This is a genomic window from Comamonas sp. SY3 (genome assembly GCF_041730275.1).
Classification (GTDB): domain Bacteria; phylum Pseudomonadota; class Gammaproteobacteria; order Burkholderiales; family Burkholderiaceae_C; genus Comamonas; species Comamonas sediminis.
This window is the reverse complement of the sequence record NZ_JBGTYN010000030.1, coordinates 1-20,574: the sequence shown is the minus strand read 5'-3', so window position 1 is coordinate 20,574 and position 20,574 is coordinate 1. Positions and strand designations below refer to the sequence as shown.

Below are 20,574 nucleotides of genomic sequence, written 5' to 3'. Positions count from 1 at the left end.
ACAAAAGGCTCCTGAACCAGGAGCCTTTGCGAAGGTGCGGACAAAGAAAAGACGGCAGCACCGCCGCCGTCTGCCAGGCGGCTAGAGCCCCAGAATCCGCGCTGCATTGCCATGCAGCAGCTTGGGCAGCATGGCCTCGTCAAAGCCCAGCGCCAGAAAGTCGTCAATGCTCTGGCGGATGGGGCGGAAGGGGTAGGACGAGCCGAACAGCAGCTGGTCACCCAGAAACTGGTTGGCCGCCTGCACATAGGCCTGGCTGCCGGGCTGGAACACATACATGTCCGGCACCAGGTAGACATTGGCGTAGCGGAAGGCCAGCCCAATGGCTTCCTGCACGCGCGGCCAGTAGCCGTGGTAGACGACCAGCGGCAGATCGGGAAAGGCCTGCGCCACCTTGGCCAGGCGTGCCGGGTCGTTGAAGCTCGGGTCCGGCGTGGTGGGGCCGCTCATCAGGAACAGCGGCACACCCAGCGCCTGCGCACGTTCGTAGATCGGCCAGTACACGCGGTCATCGGGGTGGCGGGCTGGGTCACCAAAGCCTGGCTCCAGGTCAATGCCACGCAGGCCCAGCACCTTGATGGCGCGCTCGATCTCGTCGAGCGCTGCCTGCTCGCCCTGCAGCACCGGGTCCACCCCAGCAATGCCCAGCAATTCAGGGTGGCCCTGCACGATCTGGTGGATGGTGTCATTGGGCAGGTGCTGCGAAGGCGTGTGCCGCCCCACCACCACGGCCTGGCTCAGGCCCGCATCGCGTACTGCCTGGAGGAAACCTTCCTGCGTCAGCGATTCCTCAAAATGCTTGTCGCTGCCGCGCGTTCCCACGCGCCGGTTCAGCCAGCGGGCAGTGTCATGCTCGGGCGAGCCGGGCGTGGCGCCAAAAAAGTTGTGCAGGAACGCTGGCCGGCAGCGCATATCGATCACGGGCAGGCTCATGAAGCCGACTCCTTCCATTGTTGAACACCACGAACATCAAACGCGCCGCCGGTCTGCGAGCGCGCGGTAGTCACGCTCTTCTTGCCCAGCAGCGGAAACACCAATTCGGCAAAGCGGATCGATTCCTCCAGGTGGGGGTAGCCCGACAGCACAAAGGTATCGGCGCCAATCTCCATGTATTCGCGCAGGCGCTCGGCCACCGTGGCCGCATCACCCACCAGCGCCGTGCCGGCACCGCCACGCACCAGGCCCACACCGGCCCAGAGGTTGGGTGCCACCTCCAGCTTCTGGCGGTTGCCGCCATGCAAGGCCGCCATGCGCGCCTGGCCGACCGAATCCATGCGCGCATAGTTCTGCTGCGCTTTCGCAATGTCTTCGTCGGTCAGCTTGCTGATCAGGCGATCGGCATCGGCCCAGGCTTCCTCGTTGGTCTCGCGCACGATCACATGCAGGCGCACGCCCAGGCGCAGCTGGCGGCCGGCAGCGGCGGCGCGGGCGCGGATATCGGCAAACTTGCGCGCCACCGCCTGCGGCGGCTCGCCCCAGGTCAGGTAGGCATCGACATGCTTGGCCGCCAGGTCATGGGCGGCGTCAGACGAGCCCCCAAAGTACAAAGGCGGATGGGGCTTTTGCAGCGGCTCGAAAAAGTTCTTGCCCTGCTTGACCTTGAAGTACTTGCCCTCGTGGTCCACCGTCTCGCCGGCCAGCAGGCGCCGCCAGATGCTCAGGAACTCATCGGCATAGGCATAGCGTTCGTCATGGGCCAGAAACACGCCATCGGCCTCCAGCTCGGTGGCATCGCCCCCAGGCACCACATTGAGCAGCAGGCGCCCGGCCAGCGCCTGGTCCAACGTGGCGGCCTGGCGCGCGCTGGGCACCGGCATGCCCAGCGAGGTGCGCAGCGCCACCAGCAGCTTGATGCGCTGGGTGACGGGCACCAGGCTGGATGCCACCACCCAGGGGTCCAGACAAGAGCTGCCGGTGGGAATCAGCAGCCCGTCATAGCCCAGGTTCTCACTGGTGGTGGCAATGCTGCGCAGGTACTCGGGCGTGGGCTGGCGGCCAAAATCCGAGGCACCCAGGTAGCGGGTGTCGCCGGATGTGGGCAGGAACCAGAACAGCTCCGGGGGGGATGAAGTAGAGGCCATGGCAAAGGTTCAGGGAGGCTGCAAGGCAGGGGGCGTGCAGCAGACGCCGCAAGGCATGCCGCGCCAGCCCGCCAGCAACGCATGCAAGTGGCAATGGCGGGCAAGCCGGGGGCTGCGCTTGGAACGGGTTCTCAGCGCCGCCAACATGGCCCGGCAAACCCAAGGTGGGCGGTCAAGACGAGGCCTCGCAGGCAGTACCGCAGTACGACAAGGCGGGCAACGACGTACCAAGGCTTGGGTTAACGGCGCTTAGGCGGCCTGGCGCTCAAGCGCGTGCAAGGCGGGCTGGCTGCTGCGCTGGCTGTGCGCCAAGGCGCTGAGCACCGGCACGGCCAGCTCCACGGCCAGTGCAATGTGCTTGTGCAGCGCCTCGCTGACCACCACGCCGCCCTGGATGTCTTCGGGCGTCGCGTAGACGCCGATCGGCAGGGTCAGTGCCGAGAAAAATCCGAACAGCGGGCGCAGCTGGTGGTCCAGCACCAGCGAATGGCGCGGGCTGCCGCCAGTAGCGGCCAGCAGCACCGGCGTGCCCTGCAGCGCATGCTGGTCGACCAGGTCAAACAGGTGCTTGAGCAGACCCGGCAGGCTGCCTCGGTAGACCGGCGAGCCGACGATCAGGAAGTCCGCCGTCTCGATCGCTTCCAGCGCCTCACGGGCGGGGGCGGACAGCGCATCCTTGTACAGCACGGGGCCGATGTCGGCCACCAGATCGACCAGATCGATATGGCGTACATCCAGACGCACTGGCTCGGCCGTTTGGCCCAGGGTCTGGCCCAGTTGCAGATGCAGGCTGTCGAGCAGGCTGCGGGTGCGCGAAGGCTTGCCCAGGCTGCCATTGACGATGACGGTTTTCAAGATGCGGCTCATGTACATTCCAGTCGTTCAGGCGCGCAAGAGGCCAGGGCCCGGCCTATCCGGGTCGCTGTCTCCAGCGTCGAGGACACCTGTGCGCTGGCGATGGCGCCTCAGAAGGCATGCCGTGGCAAAGGGTCCCAAGGCCACCATTACAACCAGTGCGCTGCGCCACGCCAAGGAATGAAATCTCATGTTCTTATGCGTTTTTTGCTGCGAGGCCCACCTGCCAGAAGTAAACCGGCTCGGCCCCGTTGAGCAGCATGTCGCCCACCGACTTGGCCTTGTAGATGACCGGGTTGTGCGAGGCCAGGGTGCGCGCATTGCGCCAGTGGCGGTCCAGCCGCAGGCCCTCGGCCAGCGCGCTCGATCCGCCCACATCGAACATGCGGGTGGCCGCCTGCAGCACCGCATCCACCACGGCCACCTGGGCCTGCGCGGCACGCAGCTCCAGCGCATCGAGCCGGGCCTTGTCAGCGCGCTGCTGGCCGGCCTCGGCACTGCGCAGGATCGGGCCCAGTGCCTGGGCCACATCGCGCACCACCAGCTCGCTCATGTAGGCGGTACTGGCCAGCTGGCCCACAATCTGCTGCACCAGCGGATCGTCCTTGGGCAGTGACGCTGCGCCATGGCTGAACACGCGGCGGCGCGCCTGCACATAGGCCACGGTGTCGCGGCTAAGCGCACGCGCAATGCCCGCCAGGCTCGCCAGGTGGAACAGCTGCGCAAAGGCCACGATGGGCGAAGGCTCACCGGCGCGGAACTGCAGCACCGCGTGCGCGGGCACTTGCACATCGCGCAGCACCGTGGTGCCCGATCCGGTCAACCGCTGGCCAAAGCCGCGCCAGTCATCGAGCCGCTCCACACCAGGCGCATCGCCGGCCACCAGCGCATGCACCGTCTGGTCGGGCTGGCCGGGCACCACGGCGCGGGCCAGTACGCTGATCCAGTCGGCATAGAGACTGCCGGTGCTGTAGAACTTCTGGCCATCGAGCCGCCAATGGCCGGGCGCCGCCGCGTCGGGTTGCAAGGTGGTCTGCAGGCTGCCTACCGCTCCCTCCCCCACCTCGGTGGTTGCATTGCCAAAGGTGGCGCCCTGGGCCACCAAGGGCAGCCAGTGGCGCTGCGCCTCGGGTGTGCCTTGGTAGAGCACGCGGTCCACAAACAAAAAGTGCGGCCGCAGGATCTGGGTCAGGTTGGGGTCAGCCTCAGCCAGGTCCACCAGCAAGGCCACGAGCTGCTCCAGCGACGCGCCGCCGCCCCCCCAGGCCCTGGGCAGGCGCAAGGCGGTAAAGCCACTGTCCCGCAGCCATTGCAGCGGTGCATGGGCCAGGCTGCGGCTGTGCTCGCGCTCGGCCGCCCCTTCGGCAATGCGTGCAAACACCGGCGCAAAGCGCTGCTGCAGTTCAGCCAGGCTCGGTGGGCTCGCATCGCTCGCCTCGGGCGCCTGGCGTGTCAATGTGGCGGCAGTCATGGCGCGGCCTTGGCGGTGTTCTTCCAGGGCAGCGAATAGAGCTTGGCGTCATCGGCAAACGAGGCGCTGATCTGCTTGGCGACCGCAGGCGATGCCTGGTAGAGCTGCACGAACTGCGCAATGCGCGGGTCCTGCTTGCGGTCACTGCGGGCCACAAAGCGGATCGCGTAGTACAGGTCGTCGACGGTGGAGTACAGCAGCGCGCGGCTGGCCAGCTCACGCTGGCCGGCATTGACCAGGTGGGCCGGATAGCCCTGGGCGAGTGCCACATCATCGAGCGCACGCACCAGTTGCGGGCCCTCCACCTCCAGCAGCTTGAGCTTGCGTGGGTTGCTGACGATGTCATTGACGCTGGCCTTGGCGCCCACACCGGGGCGCAAGCTGATGAGCCCGGCCGTTTGCAGCAGCAGCAGGCCCCGTGCCTGGTTGACCGGGTCGTTGGCCACACCGACCGAGGAGCCGGCCGGGATATCGGCCAGCGCCGCATGCTTCTTCGAATAGAGGCCGATATTGGGCAGCAGGCCCACACCCACGCTTTCGATCTTGTAGCCCCGGTCGCGGATCGCGTTGTCCAAAAAGGCCTGGTGCTGGAAGTAGTTGATATCGATATCGCCTGCATCCAGCGCGGTGTTGGGCGTGGTCCAGTCGGTGAACTCGATCACCTGCACATCGAGCCCGGCCTGGCGGGCCTCCTTGGCGGCGACCTGGACCGAGTCGGCCAGCGAGCCGGGCGTGACCCCGATCTTCAGCGGGGCAGCCACGGCACTGGCTACCGCCACGGCGCCGGCGCCCAGCGCCAGCAGGTATTTTTTCAGCGCAAACGTCATCATCGTCTTTCTTCCTGTAGGTAGCGGAATCACTTCAGCCAGGGCAGGCTGTAGAAGCGGCTTTCGTTGGCATACGAGGCATGGATCTGCTGGCGCACCGCCGGGGATTGCTGGTAGATGTCGATGAACTTGCGCACCCGTGCGTCCTTGACGTTGTCGGCCCGGGTCACAAAGTGGATGGCCCAGAACGCGTCGGACCCCACGCTGTAGTACAGACCCTGGCGCGCGGTCTCCAGCTGGCCGGCCTGCAGCAGGCCACCCAGGCTGACGACGGTGATGTCGGCATCATCGAGCGCCCGCGCCAGCTGGGGCCCGGCCACCTCGATGAACTTGAGCTTCTTGGGGTTGCTGGCGATGTCGTCGATCTGGGCCAGCTGCGGCGCATTGGCGCGCAGGGTCACCAGGCCCGCATCGCGCAAGGTCGCGATGGCACGCGCCTGGTTGGAGGTGTCGTTGGCCAGCGCCACGCTGGCGCCCGTGGGCAGGCTGTCCAGGCTTTTGTAGCGCTTGGAGAAAATGCCGATATTGCCCCGCGAGCCTACGGCCACGGCGCGCAGGTCCTGGCGGTTTTCGCGGTTGAAGGTGTCCAGAAATGCCTGGTGCTGGTAGTAGTTCAGGTCCAGATCGCGGTTGACCAGCGCGGTATTGGGCAGGGTCCAGTCGGTAAACTCGACGATCTGCACATCCAGGCCCTGGGCCTTGGCCTCGCGCGCTGCAATCTGGGCCGAATCGGCGAGCGAGCCGGGCGTGACGCCGATGCGCAGTGGCTGGGCCTGGGCGGCACCCAAGGTGGCGAGCGACAGCAGCAGGGCTGTCAAAGCGGGGAACAACTTCATGGTGACTTTCAAAAATCTCGGTGTTCATCGGCGCTGCTGCGCGCCGGGGTGGTTGGCGGGTAGGCCATCGCCACGGCCAAACAGCTTGTGGCGCAGGCTGCCTTCTTCGTAGCGCGTGCGGTAGCGGCCCCGGTTTTGCAACTCGGGCACGGCCAGGCTGACAAAGTCCTCCCAGGTCTCGGGCACGACGATGCGGGTCAGGTTGAAGCCGTCGATCTCGCCGACATCGATCCAGCGCTCCAGCGCATCGGCCACCTGCTGCGGGTCGCCCACGATGGTGTTGTAGCGGCTGCCCAGGCTGAACTGTTCGAGCAGCTTGCGCCGCGTGGTCAGGCCCTGCTGCTGGGCAGCCTGCACCGCGGACTGAATGGCATTGCCCTGGCCGTAGACGATGGGCTCGTCCAGGTCGTACTGCGCAAAATCCACGCCGGTGCTGGCGGCAAAATGCGCCAGGCCCCCTTCGGCGCTGGCATAGGCCAGGTAGTCGGCATATTTCTCCTCGGCCTCGGCCTGGGTGGGTGCCACCACCACGGCCGCGCCCACATAGATCTTGATGTCATCGGGCCTGCGCCCGGCGGCCACGGCAGCGGCACGCAGCTTGCGCGAGGCATCCCTTGCCGCCTCTGGCGTGCGCGCGCCGATAAAGATGCCCTCGCCATGCTGGCCGGCAAACTGCAGCCCGCGCTGCGAGGTGCCGGCCTGGAACAGCACCGGCGTGCGCTGCGGCGATGGGGCGCTCATGTGGATGGCATTGGCGCGGTAGAACGGGCCGTCATGCACAACGGGGTGCACCTTGTCCGGCAGGGTGTGGATGCGGCGCGCCTTGTCGGCGATCACGGCGCCGTCCTCCCAGCTGCCTTCCCAGAACTTGTAGGCCAGTGCCAGAAAGTCATCGGCACGGTCGTAGCGGCTGTCATGGTCGGCCAGGCCGTCCTGGCCCAGGCCGCGCGCGCCGCTGTCCACATAGCCGGTGACGATGTTCCAACCGATGCGGCCGTTGCTCAGCTGGTCCAGGGTGCTCACATCGCGGGCAAAGGTGTAGGGCTGGTGCGCATTGACGGTGGCGGTCAGGCCAAAGCCCAGGTGCTCGGTCACCGCCGCCATCGCCGACACCAGCAGCCAGGGGTTGTTCACCGGCAGCTGGATCGCCTCGCGCAAGGTCAGGTCCACCCCACGCTGGTAGACGTCGTAGTAGCCCACCACGTCGGCGATGAAGATGCCGTCGAACAGGCCTTTCTCCAGCAGCCGGGCGATGTCGGTCCAGTACTTGAGCGTGTGGTACTGGGTGGACTGGTCGCGCGGATGCGTCCACAGCCCGTGGTGGATATGTCCCACGCAGTTCATGTTGAACGCGTTGACATGCATGTATTTCTTGTCAGTCATGGCCGGTGTCGGTGAAAAAGCTCAGGGAACGCGGAAGGTCAGGCGCACCATCACCACGAGGGGATGACCACGCCGTTGAAGGCCTGCTGGATGTAGCTGCGCACCTCGTCGGTGCGGTAGGCCGCGACCAGCTGCGGCACCCAGGGCGCATTGCGGTTTTTCTCCTGCACGGCGATCAGGCAGACATAGGGGCTGTCACCGCCCTCGACCAGCAGCGAGTCCTTCGTGGGATTGAGCCCCGCCTTGTAGGCATAGTCGGCATTGATGGCGGCCAGCTCCACATCGTCCATCGCGCGCACCAGCATCGGCGATTCGAGCTCGACAAAGCGCAGCTTGCGCGGGTTGTCGGTGATGTCCTGGGCGGACGCAAACACGCCCTTGATCGGGTCGATGCCGGGCTTGAGCTTGATGAGGCCGCCCTTCTCCAACAGCAGCAGCACACGCCCGCCATTGGCCGGGTCGTTGGGCAGTGCAATCTGCGCGCCCTCGGGCACATCGTCCAGCCGCTTGTAGCGCTTGGAGAACAGCGCAATCGGGCCCACCCAGGTGCGGCCAAAGCCGGCCAGCTTGTAGCCGCGCGCACGGATCGCCGCCTGCAGGAACGGTCCGTGCTGAAAGCTGTTGGCATCCAGGTCACCCGCATCCAGCGCCGCATTGGGCATCACATAGTCGCTGAACGAGACGATGTCGATCTTGAGGCCGTAGTCACGCTCGGCCACTTTTTTGACGGCCTCGAACACCTGCTCATGCGGGCCCGAGGTGACCCCCACTTTCAGCACCTTGGTCGTTGCCGGTACCGCTGCCTGGGCGCTGCTGCGCCAGGCGCCGGTGGCGAGCGCGGCACCCGCTGCCAGCGACGAGGACAGAAAACGCCGGCGTTGGCCCGGCAGCGGAGAAGAGGGGTTTTGAGACATGGGGAGGCTCCTGGGTAGCACTCAGGCCAAGGCCCGGGCGCTGGGAGTGAAAGCAGCGGGGGAATCATCAGCATGGGCGACGGCTACAGGCTGCTGGCGAAACTGCTGCGCATGGTGGTGGGCCGGCAGGCGGTCGCCGTGGCCAAACAGCTTGTGGCGCATGCTGCCGGGCGCATAGGCGCTCTTGTGCAGGCCCCTCGACTGCAGCTCGGGGACGACCAGGTCGATAAAGTCGCCAAAGCATTCGGGCACCACGGTGCGGGCCAGGTTGAAGCCATCGACGCCGGCCTCCTCCACCCACGATTGCATCTCGTCGGCGATCTGCTGGGCATCACCCACCACGGTGGCATAGCGCCCGCCCAGCGCCAGCTCATCGACCAGATCGCCCAGGCGGTAGTCCTCGCGGCCATTGGCCAGGCGCTTGATGGAGTTTTCGATGCCATTGCTGCGGTGCTGCTGCAGCAGCGGCGTGTCGCGCTGGTAGGTCGAGAAATCAATACCGGCCGTGGCAGACAAATGCGCCAGCGCAGCCTCGGGGCTGGCATAGCGGCAGTACTCCTGGTACTTTTCCTGGGCCTGGCGCGCGGTGGCGCCCACCACGGGGGTCATGCCCACCAGCACCTTGATGTCGCCCGGCTGGCGGCCGGCACGCACGGCTTCGGCGCGCAGCTGGCGCACCAGCGCGCCGGTGGCGGCCTTGTCCTGGATGGCCATGAACACGCATTCGGCATGGCGTGCGGCAAACTGCAGGCCGCGGCCGGAGCTGCCCGCCTGCAGCAGCACAGGCGTGCGCTGCGGCGATGGCTCGCTCAGGTGATAACCATCCACCTGAAAATGCGGGCCGCTGTGCTGCACGCGCCGCACCTGATGCGGGTCGGCATAGATGCGGCCTGCGCGGTCCCGCAGCACGGCGCTGTCGCTCCAGCTGCCTTCCCAGAGCTGGTAGAGCACGTCCATGAACTCATCGGCACGGTCATAGCGCGCATCGTGCGCCAGCTGTTGCCGCTGGCCCATCGCGCGCGCGGCCGAGTCGAGGTAGCCGGTGACGATGTTCCAGCCAATGCGGCCTTGCGTCAGGTGGTCCAACGTAGAAAAGCGCCGCGCCAGCAGATAGGGCTGCTCGTAGCTGAGGTTGACGGTGACACCAAAGCCCAGGTGCTCGGTCACCGCCGCCATTGCGGGCACCACCAGGGTGGGATCGTTGATGGGCAGCTGCACCGACTCGCGCAGGGTCACATCGACCGACTGCTGGTAGGTGTCATAGACGCCGATGATGTCGGCGATGAAGAGGCTGTCGAACAGGCCGCGCTCCAGCTCCTTGGCCAGGCCGGTCCAGTAGTCCAGGCGGTGGTAGTGGCTCGATTGGTCGCGCGGATGCGCCCACAGCCCATGGTTGATATGGCCGACACTGGCCATGTTGAAGGCATTGAGGATGATGGGCGCCCGCGCGCTGGCGGCGGTGCTGGCCATCACAGTGCTCCGTGGCGTGGGGGCAGCACGCCGCTCAGCGCATAGTTGCCGATGGCATGGTATTTCCAGCGCACCGGGTCATGCAGGGTATGGGTGCGCACATTGCGCCAGTAGCTGTCAAAACCATGCTCGGCAAAGGTGGCCGAGGTGCCACCCAGCTCCAGCAGCTTGTTGGCCGCCAGCAGGCCGGCCGTATGCGCCAGCGCACGCGCCTGCGCCACGGCCACCGAGGCGGCAGCCACCGTATGCGCCGTGGGCTCATGCTGCGCGGCATCGACCAGGCTGCCCGAGCGCCGCAGCAGCGCACGTGCGGCATGCAGGCGCAGCTCCACATTGCCCAGCGCCTGCAGGGTCAAGGGGTCATCACTGGCCTGCGCCACGCCGGCATCCACCCAGGCGCGCGACTGGTTGCGCACAAAGGGCAAGGTGGCACGCAGTGAGCCCTCGCCAATGCCCAAGTCGATGGCGGCATGGATGATCTGCGCAAACGGCCCGATGGTGCTGGGGCTGTCGAAGCTCGATTGGAAAGGCACGATCCAGGCCTCATCGATGGCGACGTTCTCCAGCAGCACCGAGCCACTGCCGGTGACCCGCTGGCCCATGCCGTCCCAGTCGTCGATCACCGTCACGCCCGGCGCGCTGCGCGGCACAAACACCATCACGCTGACGGGGTCCTGGGCCGCATCGATGACCTGCATGGTCTGTACCGGAATCCAGTGCGCAAAGATGGCACCGGTGCAGTAGAACTTGCGGCCATTGAGCACCCAGCCCGATGCGCCCCGCTCCAGCCGCGAGCGGCGGCGGTAGTCGCGGTGGCCGATCTCGGACAGCGCGTTGCCAAAGCGCTCGCCGGCCTGCACCCGCTCGTAGAAAAAGCGCTGCTGGGCCTCGCTGCCGCCCACGCGCAGCACCTCCAGCGCATAGAAATGGTTCTGCGGAATATGGCCCAAGGAGCCATCGGCCGCCGCCACGGTGGCGATCAGCTGCGCAACGGTCCAGGCGCTGGCCTGCAGGCCGCCATAGGCGCGGGGCACGGTGATGGCCCAGAGGCCGCTGTCGCTGTAGGCCTCGATTTCCGCCCAGGGCAGGCGGCGCTCACGGTCACGCAGCACCGCATCGCCAGCCCAGGCATCGGCCAGTTGCTGGGCTTTTTGCAGTGCGGCCTGCTCACTGACAAACACGGGCGGGCGCTGGCGCGGTGCGGGGGCGGGTGCCACCGGGTTGGCAGCGGCGATCACAGGGGGAGAGGTAGTCATGGTGCTTGCTCGGCGGCGGGGCGGCAGCGGGCTGCCGGCGCGCGCATCAAAGTCGTTGGGCGGTGCGGTGGCTCAGTTCCACTGGTGGCGGCGCGGTGCGCGGCCATTGAGCAGGTAGTTGCCCAGCAGGTGGTATTTCCAGCGCACCGGGTCGTGCAAGGTATGCACGCGGGCATTGCGCCAATAGCGGTCCAGGTTGTAGCCGGCGCGGGCCGACGAGGTGCCGCCCAGCTCCAGCAGGCGTTCGCTGGCGTTCAGCGCGGCCTCGGTGGTCAATATTTTGGCGCGCGCCACCGCCACCGATGCCTGGGCGCTGCTCTCGTCGGTGACGGGTTGCGCAGCCCATGCATCGAGCTGCTGCGCGGCATCGAGCAGCACCTCGCGTGCGGCATCCAGCTCGACCTGCAGCTGGCCAAACTCCTGGATGATGTAGGGGTCCTGCCAGGCATGCTCGACACCCGAGTGCACCCAGGCACGGGTCTTGTCGCGCACGAACTGGCGCGCCTCGTCGAACGCGCCCTGGGCAATGCCCATGTCGATGGCGGCCTGCAGAATCTGTGACACCGGGCCGGACAGGGTCGGCCGGTCCTTCAGGTCATGCAGCGCAATCACATCGCGTGGCTCGACCTCGACGTCCTTGAGCACCACACCGCCGCTGGCGGTGGTCTTCTGGCCAAAGGCGTTCCAGTTGTCGATGATCTGCAGGCCCGGCGCCGTGCGCCGCACCCAGACCTGTACCGGGCGCTGCGCCTCGTCCTCGGCGCGGAACGGCACCCAGTGGGCGAACAGCGAGCCGGTGGAGTAGTAACGCGTGCCGTTGACCAGCAGCCGGCCATCGGCTGTCTGGCGCAGGCTGGCGGTGGCATCGCTCAGCTGGGCAGCACGGCCCTTGCGCTCCGGCCCGGCATTGCCCAGGCGGTGGCCGCTCAGCACATCGGCAAACCAGCGGCTTTGCTGCTCGGGGCTGGCGGTATCGCGCAGGTTCTGCATCAGCGCAAAGTGGTTCTGCGGAATCTGGCCCAGTGAAGCATCGGCCGCGCTGATGCTGGCAAACACCTCCACGACGGTGTGCCAGCTGGCCTGCAGGCCGCCATGGCTGCGCGGCACGGTGATGCCGCCCAGGCCGCTGGCGGTGTAGCGCTCGATCTCGTCCCAGGGCAGCAGGCGTTCGCTGTCGCGCCGGGCCGCGCCGCCGCGAAAGCTCTCGGCCAGCGCAGCGGCCACTTGCAAGGCCTCGGCCTCGCTGCGGATCAGCGCGGGCTGGCTGGGCGGCAAAGGCAGGCGGGATGGGGAGTCGGCGGGCAACGCTGCGCCCTGGGCAACCGCTGAAGTCATTCGGTGCTTTCTGAAGGGTTCGAAGAGAGAAAGGCCAGAGACGCGCCCTGGCCTGCAGACCACGGCACCGCGCCGTGGTGGGCCGTTGTCAGAACGCGTGGGCGTTCAGCGGCTGCGCAGCCAGTGCGCCACGCGGTCGCCGGTGGCCTGCACGATGGTGACCAGCGCAATCAGCACCGCAATCACGATCAGCATGACCTGGGTGTCAAAGCGCTGGTAGCCGTAGCGGATCGCCAGGTCGCCCAGGCCGCCGGCCCCCACCGCGCCGGCCATGGCCGACGAGCTGATCAGCGCCACCAGGGTGATGGTGAAGCCGCCGATGATGCCGGGCAAGGCCTCGGGCAGGTAGACATGGCGCACGATGTCCCACTTCTTGCAGCCAATCGCCTGCGCCGCCTCGATCAGGCCGGGATCGACCTCACGCAGGCTGACCTCCGCAATGCGCGCGAAGAACGGCGTGGCGCTGATGGCCAGCGGCACAATCGCCGCCCAGACGCCAATCGTCGTGCCGGTGACAAGACGGGTGAACGGAATCAACGCGACCAGCAGCACGATAAAAGGCGTGGCCCGGAAACCGTTGACAACGCTGCCGACGATGCGGTTGGTGCGCGGCGACTCCAGGAAACCGCCCGGGGCCGTCACGATCAGCAGCACGGCCAGCGGAATGCCCGCCAGCAGCGCGATACCGGCCGAGGTGGACACCATGATGAAGGTGTCGGCCAGCGCTTTCCAGTAGCGGTCGATGGAAATACTCAGTTCAAACAACATAGCCCAGTACCCTGATTTCATGTGCAATGGTGGCGGGGCCTTGCGTCAGCGCGGCCCAGTCGTTGCGGGCGGCAGCACCATCGATGGCGATGATGAGCTGGCCCTGGGCATGGCCCTGGATGCGGTCCACACCGCCGTGCAGCAGGCGCACCTTGGCGCCCAGTGCCTCGGCAATGCGGGGAAAGTCCGGCTCCAGCCCGTCATGCCCGCTGTAGCCCAGCTGCAGCACCTGCTCAAAACGGCCGGTGCTGGGGGCTTGCGGCTGCAGGCGCTGCTGCAGGTCATCGGGCACGCCGTGGCGCAGCGGTGCCAGCAAGGCCTGGGTGGCGGCATGGCGCGGGTTGCCAAACACCTGCCAGACCTCGCCCAGCTCGGCAATCTCGCCCTTCTCGAGCACCAGCACCTGGTCGGCAATCTCGCGGATCACGCTCATCTCATGGGTGATCAGGATCACCGTGATGCCCAGGCGGCGGTTGATGTCGCGCAGCAAGGCCAGGATGGCCTGCGTGGTTTCCGGGTCCAGCGCCGAGGTGGCCTCGTCGCAGAGCAGGATCTCGGGCCGGGTGGCCAGCGCGCGGGCAATGCCCACACGCTGCTTTTGCCCGCCGGAGAGGCGGCTGGGGTAGGTCTTGTGCTTGTCCTGCAGGCCCACCAGGTCGAGCAGCTCGGTCACCCGCTGCTGGATCTGCGCGGCAGGCACACCGGCCACCTTGAGCGGCAGGGCCACGTTCTCAAACACTGTTTTGGCCGACAGCAGGTTGAAGTGCTGAAAGATCATGCCGACACGGCGGCGCAGCTGCACCAGGCCGGCTTCATCCAGCGTGCCGATGTCCACACCATCGACCAGCACCTGGCCGCTGCTGGGCGCTTCCAGCCGGTTGATGGTGCGCAGCAGGCTGGACTTGCCCGCGCCGCTGCGCCCGATGATGCCGAAGATGCTGCCGGCGGCAATATCCAGGGTGATGTTCTGCAGCGCAGGCACCTCGCCCGCCGATGAGCGGTAGACCTTGCCCAGATCGCGGAACACCACGGTGCCCAGCGGCGCAGCTGGGGCCTGGCCCTGGCTGCCTGCGGCGGCCGACACAGGCGCATTCACCCGCACACTGCGGCCGTCTGCCGCAGGCTCAGCCTCGGCGCGGAACTGCCTGCGCAATACATTGGATACGGCTGAAAGGGCCATGTGCTTCTCCTGCGGTCGCTGCCCTTACCAGGGCAAGGTGTACAGCTTGGGGTCGTTGTTGAACTGCTGGCTGATGGCCTGCTTGACTGCCGCAGAGTTCTGGAACACCTGGACAAACTTGCGCAGCTTGGGGTCGTCGGCGCGGCTGGCCTGCGAGACAAAGCCCATCGCATAGAAGCGGTCGGCAATGCCCGAATAGGCCAGGGCCTTGCTGGCCTGTTCCTTCTTGCCGGCGCTGACAAAGTAGCTCGGCCAGAGCACGGCCAGGTCCACATCGGGCAGCGAACGGATCAGTTGCGGGCCCTCGACTTCGTAGAAGCGCAGCTGCTTGGGGTTGTCGGTGACATCGGCCACCGTGGCGCCAGGCGCATCACCGGTGCGCAGACGGATCAGGCCGGCCTTTTGCAGCAGCGCCAGGCCCCGGCCCTGGTTGACCGGGTCATTGGCAATCGCGACCTTGGCCTTGGCCGGCACATCGGCCAGCGACTGGTAGCGCTCGGAATAGATGCCGATGTTCTGCAGCAGGCCCAGGCCGACAAACTTGAGCTGATAACCGCGCTCCTTGATGACGTTGTTCAAAAAGGCCTGGTGCTGGAAGAAGTTCAGGTCCACATCGCCGTTGTTGACGGCCTCGTTGGGCACCGTCCAGTCGGTGAACTCGACCAGCTCCACATCCAGCCCCTGGCTCTTGGCGTCGGCAACCACTGCCTTGATGGCATCGGCCGTGGCCCCCGGCGTGGAGGCGATGCGGATCTTGTCCGCTGCCTGCGCCAGTTGCCACCCTCCCAGCATGGCCGCTGCTGCAATTGCAGCCACCACGCGTCTGTTGATCTTGTTCGTCATGTTTTTCTCGCTTGCTTGATGAAAGGTCTTGGTACGCGGCTTACTTCTTCAGCCAGGCCAGCGTGTAGAGCCGGTCGTCATTGCTGAAAGACTTTTTGCTGACCGTGCGCACGGTCTCGGAGTTCTGGTAGATGCGGATGAACTTCTGCACCACCGGGTCGTTGACCCGGTCCTTCTTGACCACGAACTGAATGGCGAACTGTTGGTCCTCGATGCCCGAGTACGCCAGGCCGCTCGATGGATCAAAGGCCTTGGCCGCCACGATGAAGTGCGGGTAGCCCTGGGCGATATCCACATCGCCGGTGATGCGCACCAGCTGCGGCCCTTCGACCTCGACAAAGCGCAGCGATTTGGGGTTGCTGGCAATGTCGTTGATGGAGCCCAGATAACCGACACCCGGCTTGAGCGTGATCAGCCCCACCTTCTGCAGCAGCAACAGGCCCCGGCCCTGGTTGACCGGGTCACTGGCAATGCCCACCTTGCCGTTGTTGGGCACATCGGCCACGTTCTTGTGCTTGAGCGAATAGAGGCCCACATTCGCCAGAATGCCGGTGCCGGCGCTGGCCAGCGCATAGCCATTCTTCTTCACGGCGTTGTCCAGAAACGGCTGGTGCTGGAAGTAGTTGATATCGATATCGCCGTTGTTGACCGCGACATTCGGCGTGGTCCAGTCGGTGAACTCGATCACCTCCACATCGATCCCCTGGGCCTTGGCATCCTTGGCCGCCGCATTGATGGAATCGGCATAGGCACCGGGCACGACAGCGATCTTGAGCTTGTCTGCCGCCACAGCCGGCAGCACGGCCACAGCAATGGCAGCGGAGATCAGCACACGCTTGAAACTCTGAAACATGGGACGTCTTTCTGGAGGTAAAGACTGCGCCATCACATGGCGGCAGCAGCAACGAAGCCTCCATTGGAGCTTTCGGGCTGGCTTTGCACCACGAAGAATTTCAAATATGGATATGAGAAGTCTGTGTTGGGGGGCTCAGGCGTTCAGGCGGGGATGCCTTCCGTCAGAAAACATGGGTGGGGTAGCCGATGAAGTCGAGGATGGTCTTGTTCGGGCGGTGATCTTTGGAACGCCCTGCGGTGGTTCGAACGCGGGCTCACTGCCCTCAGTGTTGGATCTCTACAGGTTTCGGCTGGAGCTGGGAGGCAGTGCATCACGTACTAGGGCGAAAAGGAAATCGCCAGGACACATTAGCGGCCGCTGACTGAGCGCAGCGTTTGGGTGTCCAGTCTCATCTGGCCCATTCATCGCACTAAACGGGCCTCACAAGCTTGTGGTTGCTGAGCTTCCTTCCGGTAGTGCCAGCCTTTCCGTTAGACAAATTATTGGTGCTGGGCTTGTCTGCGGATGCGCGGGCATGTGCGAGAGCTCCTACACCCATTACACCTTCATATTCATCTTTTAAATTATTTTGAAAGCAAAATCCTAAAATAATAATTAACTCAACCCTCACCATCGAAATCAATTCATCTAACTATCAACTCACAATTCAAAATCCCTGGAGTATTAAATAATTGGCAAAAATTAACACGCACGCAATACATCTAATGCGTGAAAATTTTTAAAAAATCGCAACTCTCAATCAATACCATCCAGCCTCTCAAGACATTAATTTTTACACCCCATACTTTGAAAATAGCAAATCCCAATACCAATCATTAAGCGAGCCTTTCGCGCAGAAGCCTTTCGCTTTTACCCCTCATAAAAATAGAATGATAATATATTTTGGGTTAAATTTAATCTCACAAAACACATCTTGCACACTTAATACACGGAATATATTCAAACCTTCACAAGAGACGCTTTAAAAAGACTGAAGACATTATTATATAATGTTATCTTGCCTTAATAAAATGTGTCATTTTCACAATTTAATACTATACCCGCAAGGCATGAATATATTAATAAATTCATTTGCCCAGAAAATCTCAAATCACTCAGACCCCATCAGCAGCTGCCTTACTATGTCATCATATTTTTTCTCAAGACTTTTATCACCCTGAATGGATGAATTACGAAAGCCAGAGATTTTTTCTATCAATTCAATCAAACTTAAACCTTGCCCAAACATCGAATACCGCATTATCACTAAAGACATGGGCACTGCAATATCGAGATCACCTGCATCACACCCATCCAAATGTTTAATATATGCTTCAATATAAAATTCAAAAGCACTCTCACCCATCCATCCTAAATCATTGACATAAAAATCAGATTGATCAAAAAGCTCTTGAGCCTCTAACAACGATTTTCCAAAAAAATGTCGATATGCATCTCTCTCATCCAAATCCAAAAGATTTGTAGGACTAATGTCAAGCAACGTGGGAATTTCTTTCATAACTAATTAATAAAATCTGACATTGCTTTCCCGCAACATTTATTGCGAGCCTGAATTGCCTTGACCAACTCAATTTTGTGACCCATTTCCTTTTTTCTAGAACCATATCGAATAGATCCAGGAAGAATATAGTCACACTTTGATCTAAGATAACTTTTTCGACCCTGTGCCACTCCAGACCAACAAGCGCAGTTCGCTGATGCATCAGTGGGATTGCATTCACCGCTGCAGCGCCTACAATTTGGTTCGAGAGCTTTGTAACCATTGTAGATAATCTCGCATCTAGCCACAAGCCTCAAATATATCCACAATAATACCCATGGATTTTTGGCATCCGCATCAAATTTAGATATTGGATTGGCATCAGCATAATTAAAAGTATTCAAGCCACCCAGCAAGCCAATGGGATCACGCTGACTATACCTTCCTGCTGCAGGATTATAATCACGGTGAAAGTTGTAATATGTACCAGTCTCTAAGTCAAAGTACTGCCCAGGGAATCCAAGATTCACATTCGCAATATTAGACACAATTTCACTTCTGGCACCAAACGACTCTGCAATGGACATCCAGCTTACTGAACTATCTCCAATCGTGGCTAAGATAGGTGCACCAAGATGATCCGTGTGTATGTATTGATAGTCGCTACGTGCACCAGTCAAATTATTATCCGTGATATTAGCCTGCCAAATCGGATCGGTACTCCATAGACTTTGATGACTTGAATGGGGGTTAAACCCATAAAAAATCTTCCGCTTACCATCCTTATCCAGCTCTTCTAATAACGCCTTTTCGCTATTTACGAAGTAGGTTACTTGCGTTTCCGCATCTCTGGTCACACTCTTGCTGATTCTGCGGCCGAACGGGTCATAGCGGTACTGCGCTTGCGTGCCGTCACTGCTCTCGTAGGTGATCAGTCGCTCGGCGGCGTTGTAGCGGTAGGTCTTGTTGTCCTGCCCACTCGTTTCCTGCTGGGTATGTCCCTGCGGGGTGTAGCTTACCTGGGTGTCTACCGCAGGGCTTGGGCTAAAGGGTGTTTTGCTAGGGTAGCGGACCATTTGGTTGTCGGCGTTATAGCTCCAGGCGCCCGGCTGGTGCGCGCTGCTGGTGCGGTTGCCAATGGCGTCGTAGCCATAGTGTTCGCTGGGCAGGCCCAGGGCCTGCAGGCTTTGGTCGGGGACAGCCTGGGTGAGGCGGTCCAAGTTGTCATAGCCATATTGGGTGGTGCCCAGGTCGCTGTCGATCTGGGTGATATTGCCAGCCTTGTCGTATTGGTAGGCTTTGCTGGCCAGAACCTGGTTGCTGCCGTTCTTGACCTGGATGCGGGTGGGGCGTTGCAGGGCATCCAGTTCCAAGGATTTGGCAGCGCCTGGGGTTCGGATGCTGGTAGGAACGTTCCACTGGTAGTTTTGGTAGCGAATCTCGCTGCTGTTCGGTAGCGTGATTTGAGCGAGCTGCCCCTGGGTGTAGCCATAGGTTTGCGTGCTCCCGTCGGGGTAGGTGTGGCTTGCCAGTTGGCCGTCGCTGTTAAAGCTTTGGCCGGTGGTGAAGCTCAAGCTCCCTGATCCTTCTACCTTGCCATACGTTGTTTGGCTTTGTGCTGTGCGCCCTTGCGCATCGTGGCTGTAACTGGCGCTGCTGATAAGTTGGCCGTTACCATCCTGCTGTTCATAGGCAGTAAGCCTCCCGTCATTGTCGTAGTGGTAGCTGGTTTTTTCATCGAGCGTGGTGCCTCCAAGCTGGTGTTGCGCTTGCGTCATGCGGCCGGCTGCATCGTAGCTGTAGCGGCGGGTGTTTCCCCCCGCATCGGTGCGCAAGACCAGTTGTTGAGAAGCATCGTAGGTGTAGGCAATGGCTCCGCCCATAGGACGCGTTTCCTTGATCTGTAGCCCAGACTTGTCGTACTCGAACTTATGAGTGTTGTCATTCCCATCAGTGAGGCTTACAAGAAGATCAAAGGCATCCCAGCTCTGTTCGGTGACATGTCCCGCCGGGTCTTTGCTCTGAACATTTCTGCCTAGCGCGTCGTACTTAATGATGCTGGTTCTTCCCACTGGATCGGTGGTGGCAACAGACTGGCCGAGCACATCATAAGTTTCGCTTTGTGTGAGCATTTCTCCGCCACCTAGGTGCTGGGTGGTCGCCGTTTGCCTGCCTTGCTGGTCATACTGGTAGGTCTCTTTATAGGTGGGGTACTGGGTTGCTAACAGCAGGCCTGCCTGCTCGGTATCATCTGCTCCATATTCGTAGCTAGTGATATTGCCTGCAGGGTCCTTGGTAGCCTGGATGCGGCCCCTCTCGTCATAGGTAGTTTCTGTGACCAGCCCGCTTGGACTTATGGACTGAATCGCCCAGCCGTTGCCGTCATACACGGTCCTACGACCTGCTCCCTCGGCTTCGCCTGGCTCAAGGACTTCTCTGACTTGGTCTCTTTCGTCATACAGGGTCACCTGAGTGTTTCCCATGGGACTGATGACATGGGTGCGCCTGCCTCTCGCGTCATAGCGGATTTGGGTGGCGTGGCCCAATGGATTGGTGGCCTTGGTCACATTGCCAGCAGCATCAACTTCCAAATTGGTTTTGCGGTTCAATGCATCTGTCTGGCTGGTTGAGGCTCCCCGCAGGTCATACGCCGTCTTTCTGGTATGCCCCTCGCCATCCGTTTGTGCGGTGACATTGCCCGCACTGTCGTACTGCCAGCTCTGGGTAATCGCATCCGCCTGGGTCGCATCGCCCGCGCCCTTGGTGCTGCTGGTGAGCTGGCTGTATGGGTCATAGGTGTAGAGGGTGGTGCGCTGCTCGGGCAGGCCTTTTGCTTCCACCCACTCGATGACATTGCCTTTGCTGTCATAGCGCCAGGTACTCACAACCCCCAGCTGGTTGGTGTAGCTGCTCTGCCGTCCAAACACGGGCTCATACGTGTATTTCTCCACGCTGCCATCGGGGTGGGTGATTTGCAGCGGCTGGTAGTTGCTGTCGTAGGTCGTGGTGGTACTGTAGC

At 62.7% G+C, this 20,574-nt stretch carries 17 protein-coding genes; all 17 read right to left on the bottom strand.

What is annotated here, in order from left to right; genetic code table 11:
• Positions 1-81: 81 nt before the first annotated feature.
• Positions 82-933, bottom strand: a complete 852-nt coding sequence (locus ACCQ08_RS23900) for an amidohydrolase family protein (protein ID WP_373451191.1) — start codon at positions 931-933, stop codon at positions 82-84.
• On the bottom strand, positions 930-2,081 hold the full coding sequence (ssuD, locus tag ACCQ08_RS23895) for an FMNH2-dependent alkanesulfonate monooxygenase (RefSeq protein WP_312411676.1): 1,152 nt from the start codon (positions 2,079-2,081) through the stop codon (positions 930-932). Before ssuD ends, ACCQ08_RS23900 begins: the two co-directional genes overlap by 4 nt.
• A 249-nt stretch (positions 2,082-2,330) precedes the next feature.
• Entirely contained in the window at positions 2,331-2,948 is a 618-nt protein-coding gene (locus tag ACCQ08_RS23890) for an NAD(P)H-dependent oxidoreductase (protein ID WP_373451190.1), read from the bottom strand.
• Positions 2,949-3,132: 184 nt separating this feature from the next.
• The gene (locus tag ACCQ08_RS23885) at positions 3,133-4,407 is read right to left on the bottom strand and encodes an acyl-CoA dehydrogenase family protein (protein ID WP_373451189.1); all 1,275 of its coding nucleotides are present in this window, start codon (positions 4,405-4,407) and stop codon (positions 3,133-3,135) included.
• Positions 4,404-5,237, bottom strand: a complete 834-nt coding sequence (locus ACCQ08_RS23880; protein ID WP_373451188.1) for a MetQ/NlpA family ABC transporter substrate-binding protein — start codon at positions 5,235-5,237, stop codon at positions 4,404-4,406. The genes ACCQ08_RS23885 and ACCQ08_RS23880 overlap by 4 nt, the downstream gene beginning before the upstream one ends.
• A gap of 26 nt (positions 5,238-5,263) precedes the next feature.
• Positions 5,264-6,070 (bottom strand): MetQ/NlpA family ABC transporter substrate-binding protein, encoded by an 807-nt coding sequence (locus tag ACCQ08_RS23875; RefSeq protein WP_312411682.1) that lies wholly within the window; start codon positions 6,068-6,070, stop codon positions 5,264-5,266.
• A 24-nt stretch (positions 6,071-6,094) separates the two neighbouring features.
• Positions 6,095-7,453 carry an LLM class flavin-dependent oxidoreductase gene (locus ACCQ08_RS23870; RefSeq protein ID WP_239809748.1) on the bottom strand — a complete coding sequence of 453 codons (1,359 nt, stop codon included), beginning with the start codon at positions 7,451-7,453 and terminating at the stop codon, positions 6,095-6,097.
• A 50-nt stretch (positions 7,454-7,503) separates the two neighbouring features.
• Positions 7,504-8,367: a MetQ/NlpA family ABC transporter substrate-binding protein gene (locus ACCQ08_RS23865; protein WP_373451187.1), complete on the bottom strand. Its 864-nt coding sequence runs from the start codon at positions 8,365-8,367 to the stop codon at positions 7,504-7,506.
• A gap of 21 nt (positions 8,368-8,388) precedes the next feature.
• On the bottom strand, positions 8,389-9,837 hold the full coding sequence (locus ACCQ08_RS23860; RefSeq protein ID WP_373451186.1) for an LLM class flavin-dependent oxidoreductase: 1,449 nt from the start codon (positions 9,835-9,837) through the stop codon (positions 8,389-8,391).
• On the bottom strand, positions 9,837-11,093 hold the full coding sequence (locus tag ACCQ08_RS23855) for an SfnB family sulfur acquisition oxidoreductase (RefSeq protein WP_373451185.1): 1,257 nt from the start codon (positions 11,091-11,093) through the stop codon (positions 9,837-9,839). The genes ACCQ08_RS23860 and ACCQ08_RS23855 overlap by 1 nt, the downstream gene beginning before the upstream one ends.
• Positions 11,094-11,165: 72 nt before the next feature.
• Complete coding sequence (locus ACCQ08_RS23850; protein ID WP_373451184.1) at positions 11,166-12,428, bottom strand: SfnB family sulfur acquisition oxidoreductase; 1,263 nt, start codon at positions 12,426-12,428, stop codon at positions 11,166-11,168.
• A 105-nt stretch (positions 12,429-12,533) separates the two neighbouring features.
• The gene (locus tag ACCQ08_RS23845; protein WP_239809753.1) at positions 12,534-13,196 is read right to left on the bottom strand and encodes a methionine ABC transporter permease; all 663 of its coding nucleotides are present in this window, start codon (positions 13,194-13,196) and stop codon (positions 12,534-12,536) included.
• Complete coding sequence (locus tag ACCQ08_RS23840; RefSeq protein ID WP_312411698.1) at positions 13,186-14,376, bottom strand: ATP-binding cassette domain-containing protein; 1,191 nt, start codon at positions 14,374-14,376, stop codon at positions 13,186-13,188. Before ACCQ08_RS23840 ends, ACCQ08_RS23845 begins: the two co-directional genes overlap by 11 nt.
• Before the next feature lie 24 nt (positions 14,377-14,400).
• On the bottom strand, positions 14,401-15,219 hold the full coding sequence (locus ACCQ08_RS23835; RefSeq protein WP_312835216.1) for a MetQ/NlpA family ABC transporter substrate-binding protein: 819 nt from the start codon (positions 15,217-15,219) through the stop codon (positions 14,401-14,403).
• Between the two features lie 40 nt (positions 15,220-15,259).
• Entirely contained in the window at positions 15,260-16,072 is an 813-nt protein-coding gene (locus ACCQ08_RS23830; RefSeq protein ID WP_021026289.1) for a MetQ/NlpA family ABC transporter substrate-binding protein, read from the bottom strand.
• Positions 16,073-17,165: 1,093 nt separating this feature from the next.
• Positions 17,166-17,573 (bottom strand): hypothetical protein, encoded by a 408-nt coding sequence (locus tag ACCQ08_RS23825; RefSeq protein ID WP_373451183.1) that lies wholly within the window; start codon positions 17,571-17,573, stop codon positions 17,166-17,168.
• A 2-nt stretch (positions 17,574-17,575) separates the two neighbouring features.
• Positions 17,576-20,574: RHS repeat-associated core domain-containing protein (locus ACCQ08_RS23820; protein ID WP_373451182.1), on the bottom strand; the 2,999-nt coding region annotated here is incomplete at its 5' end.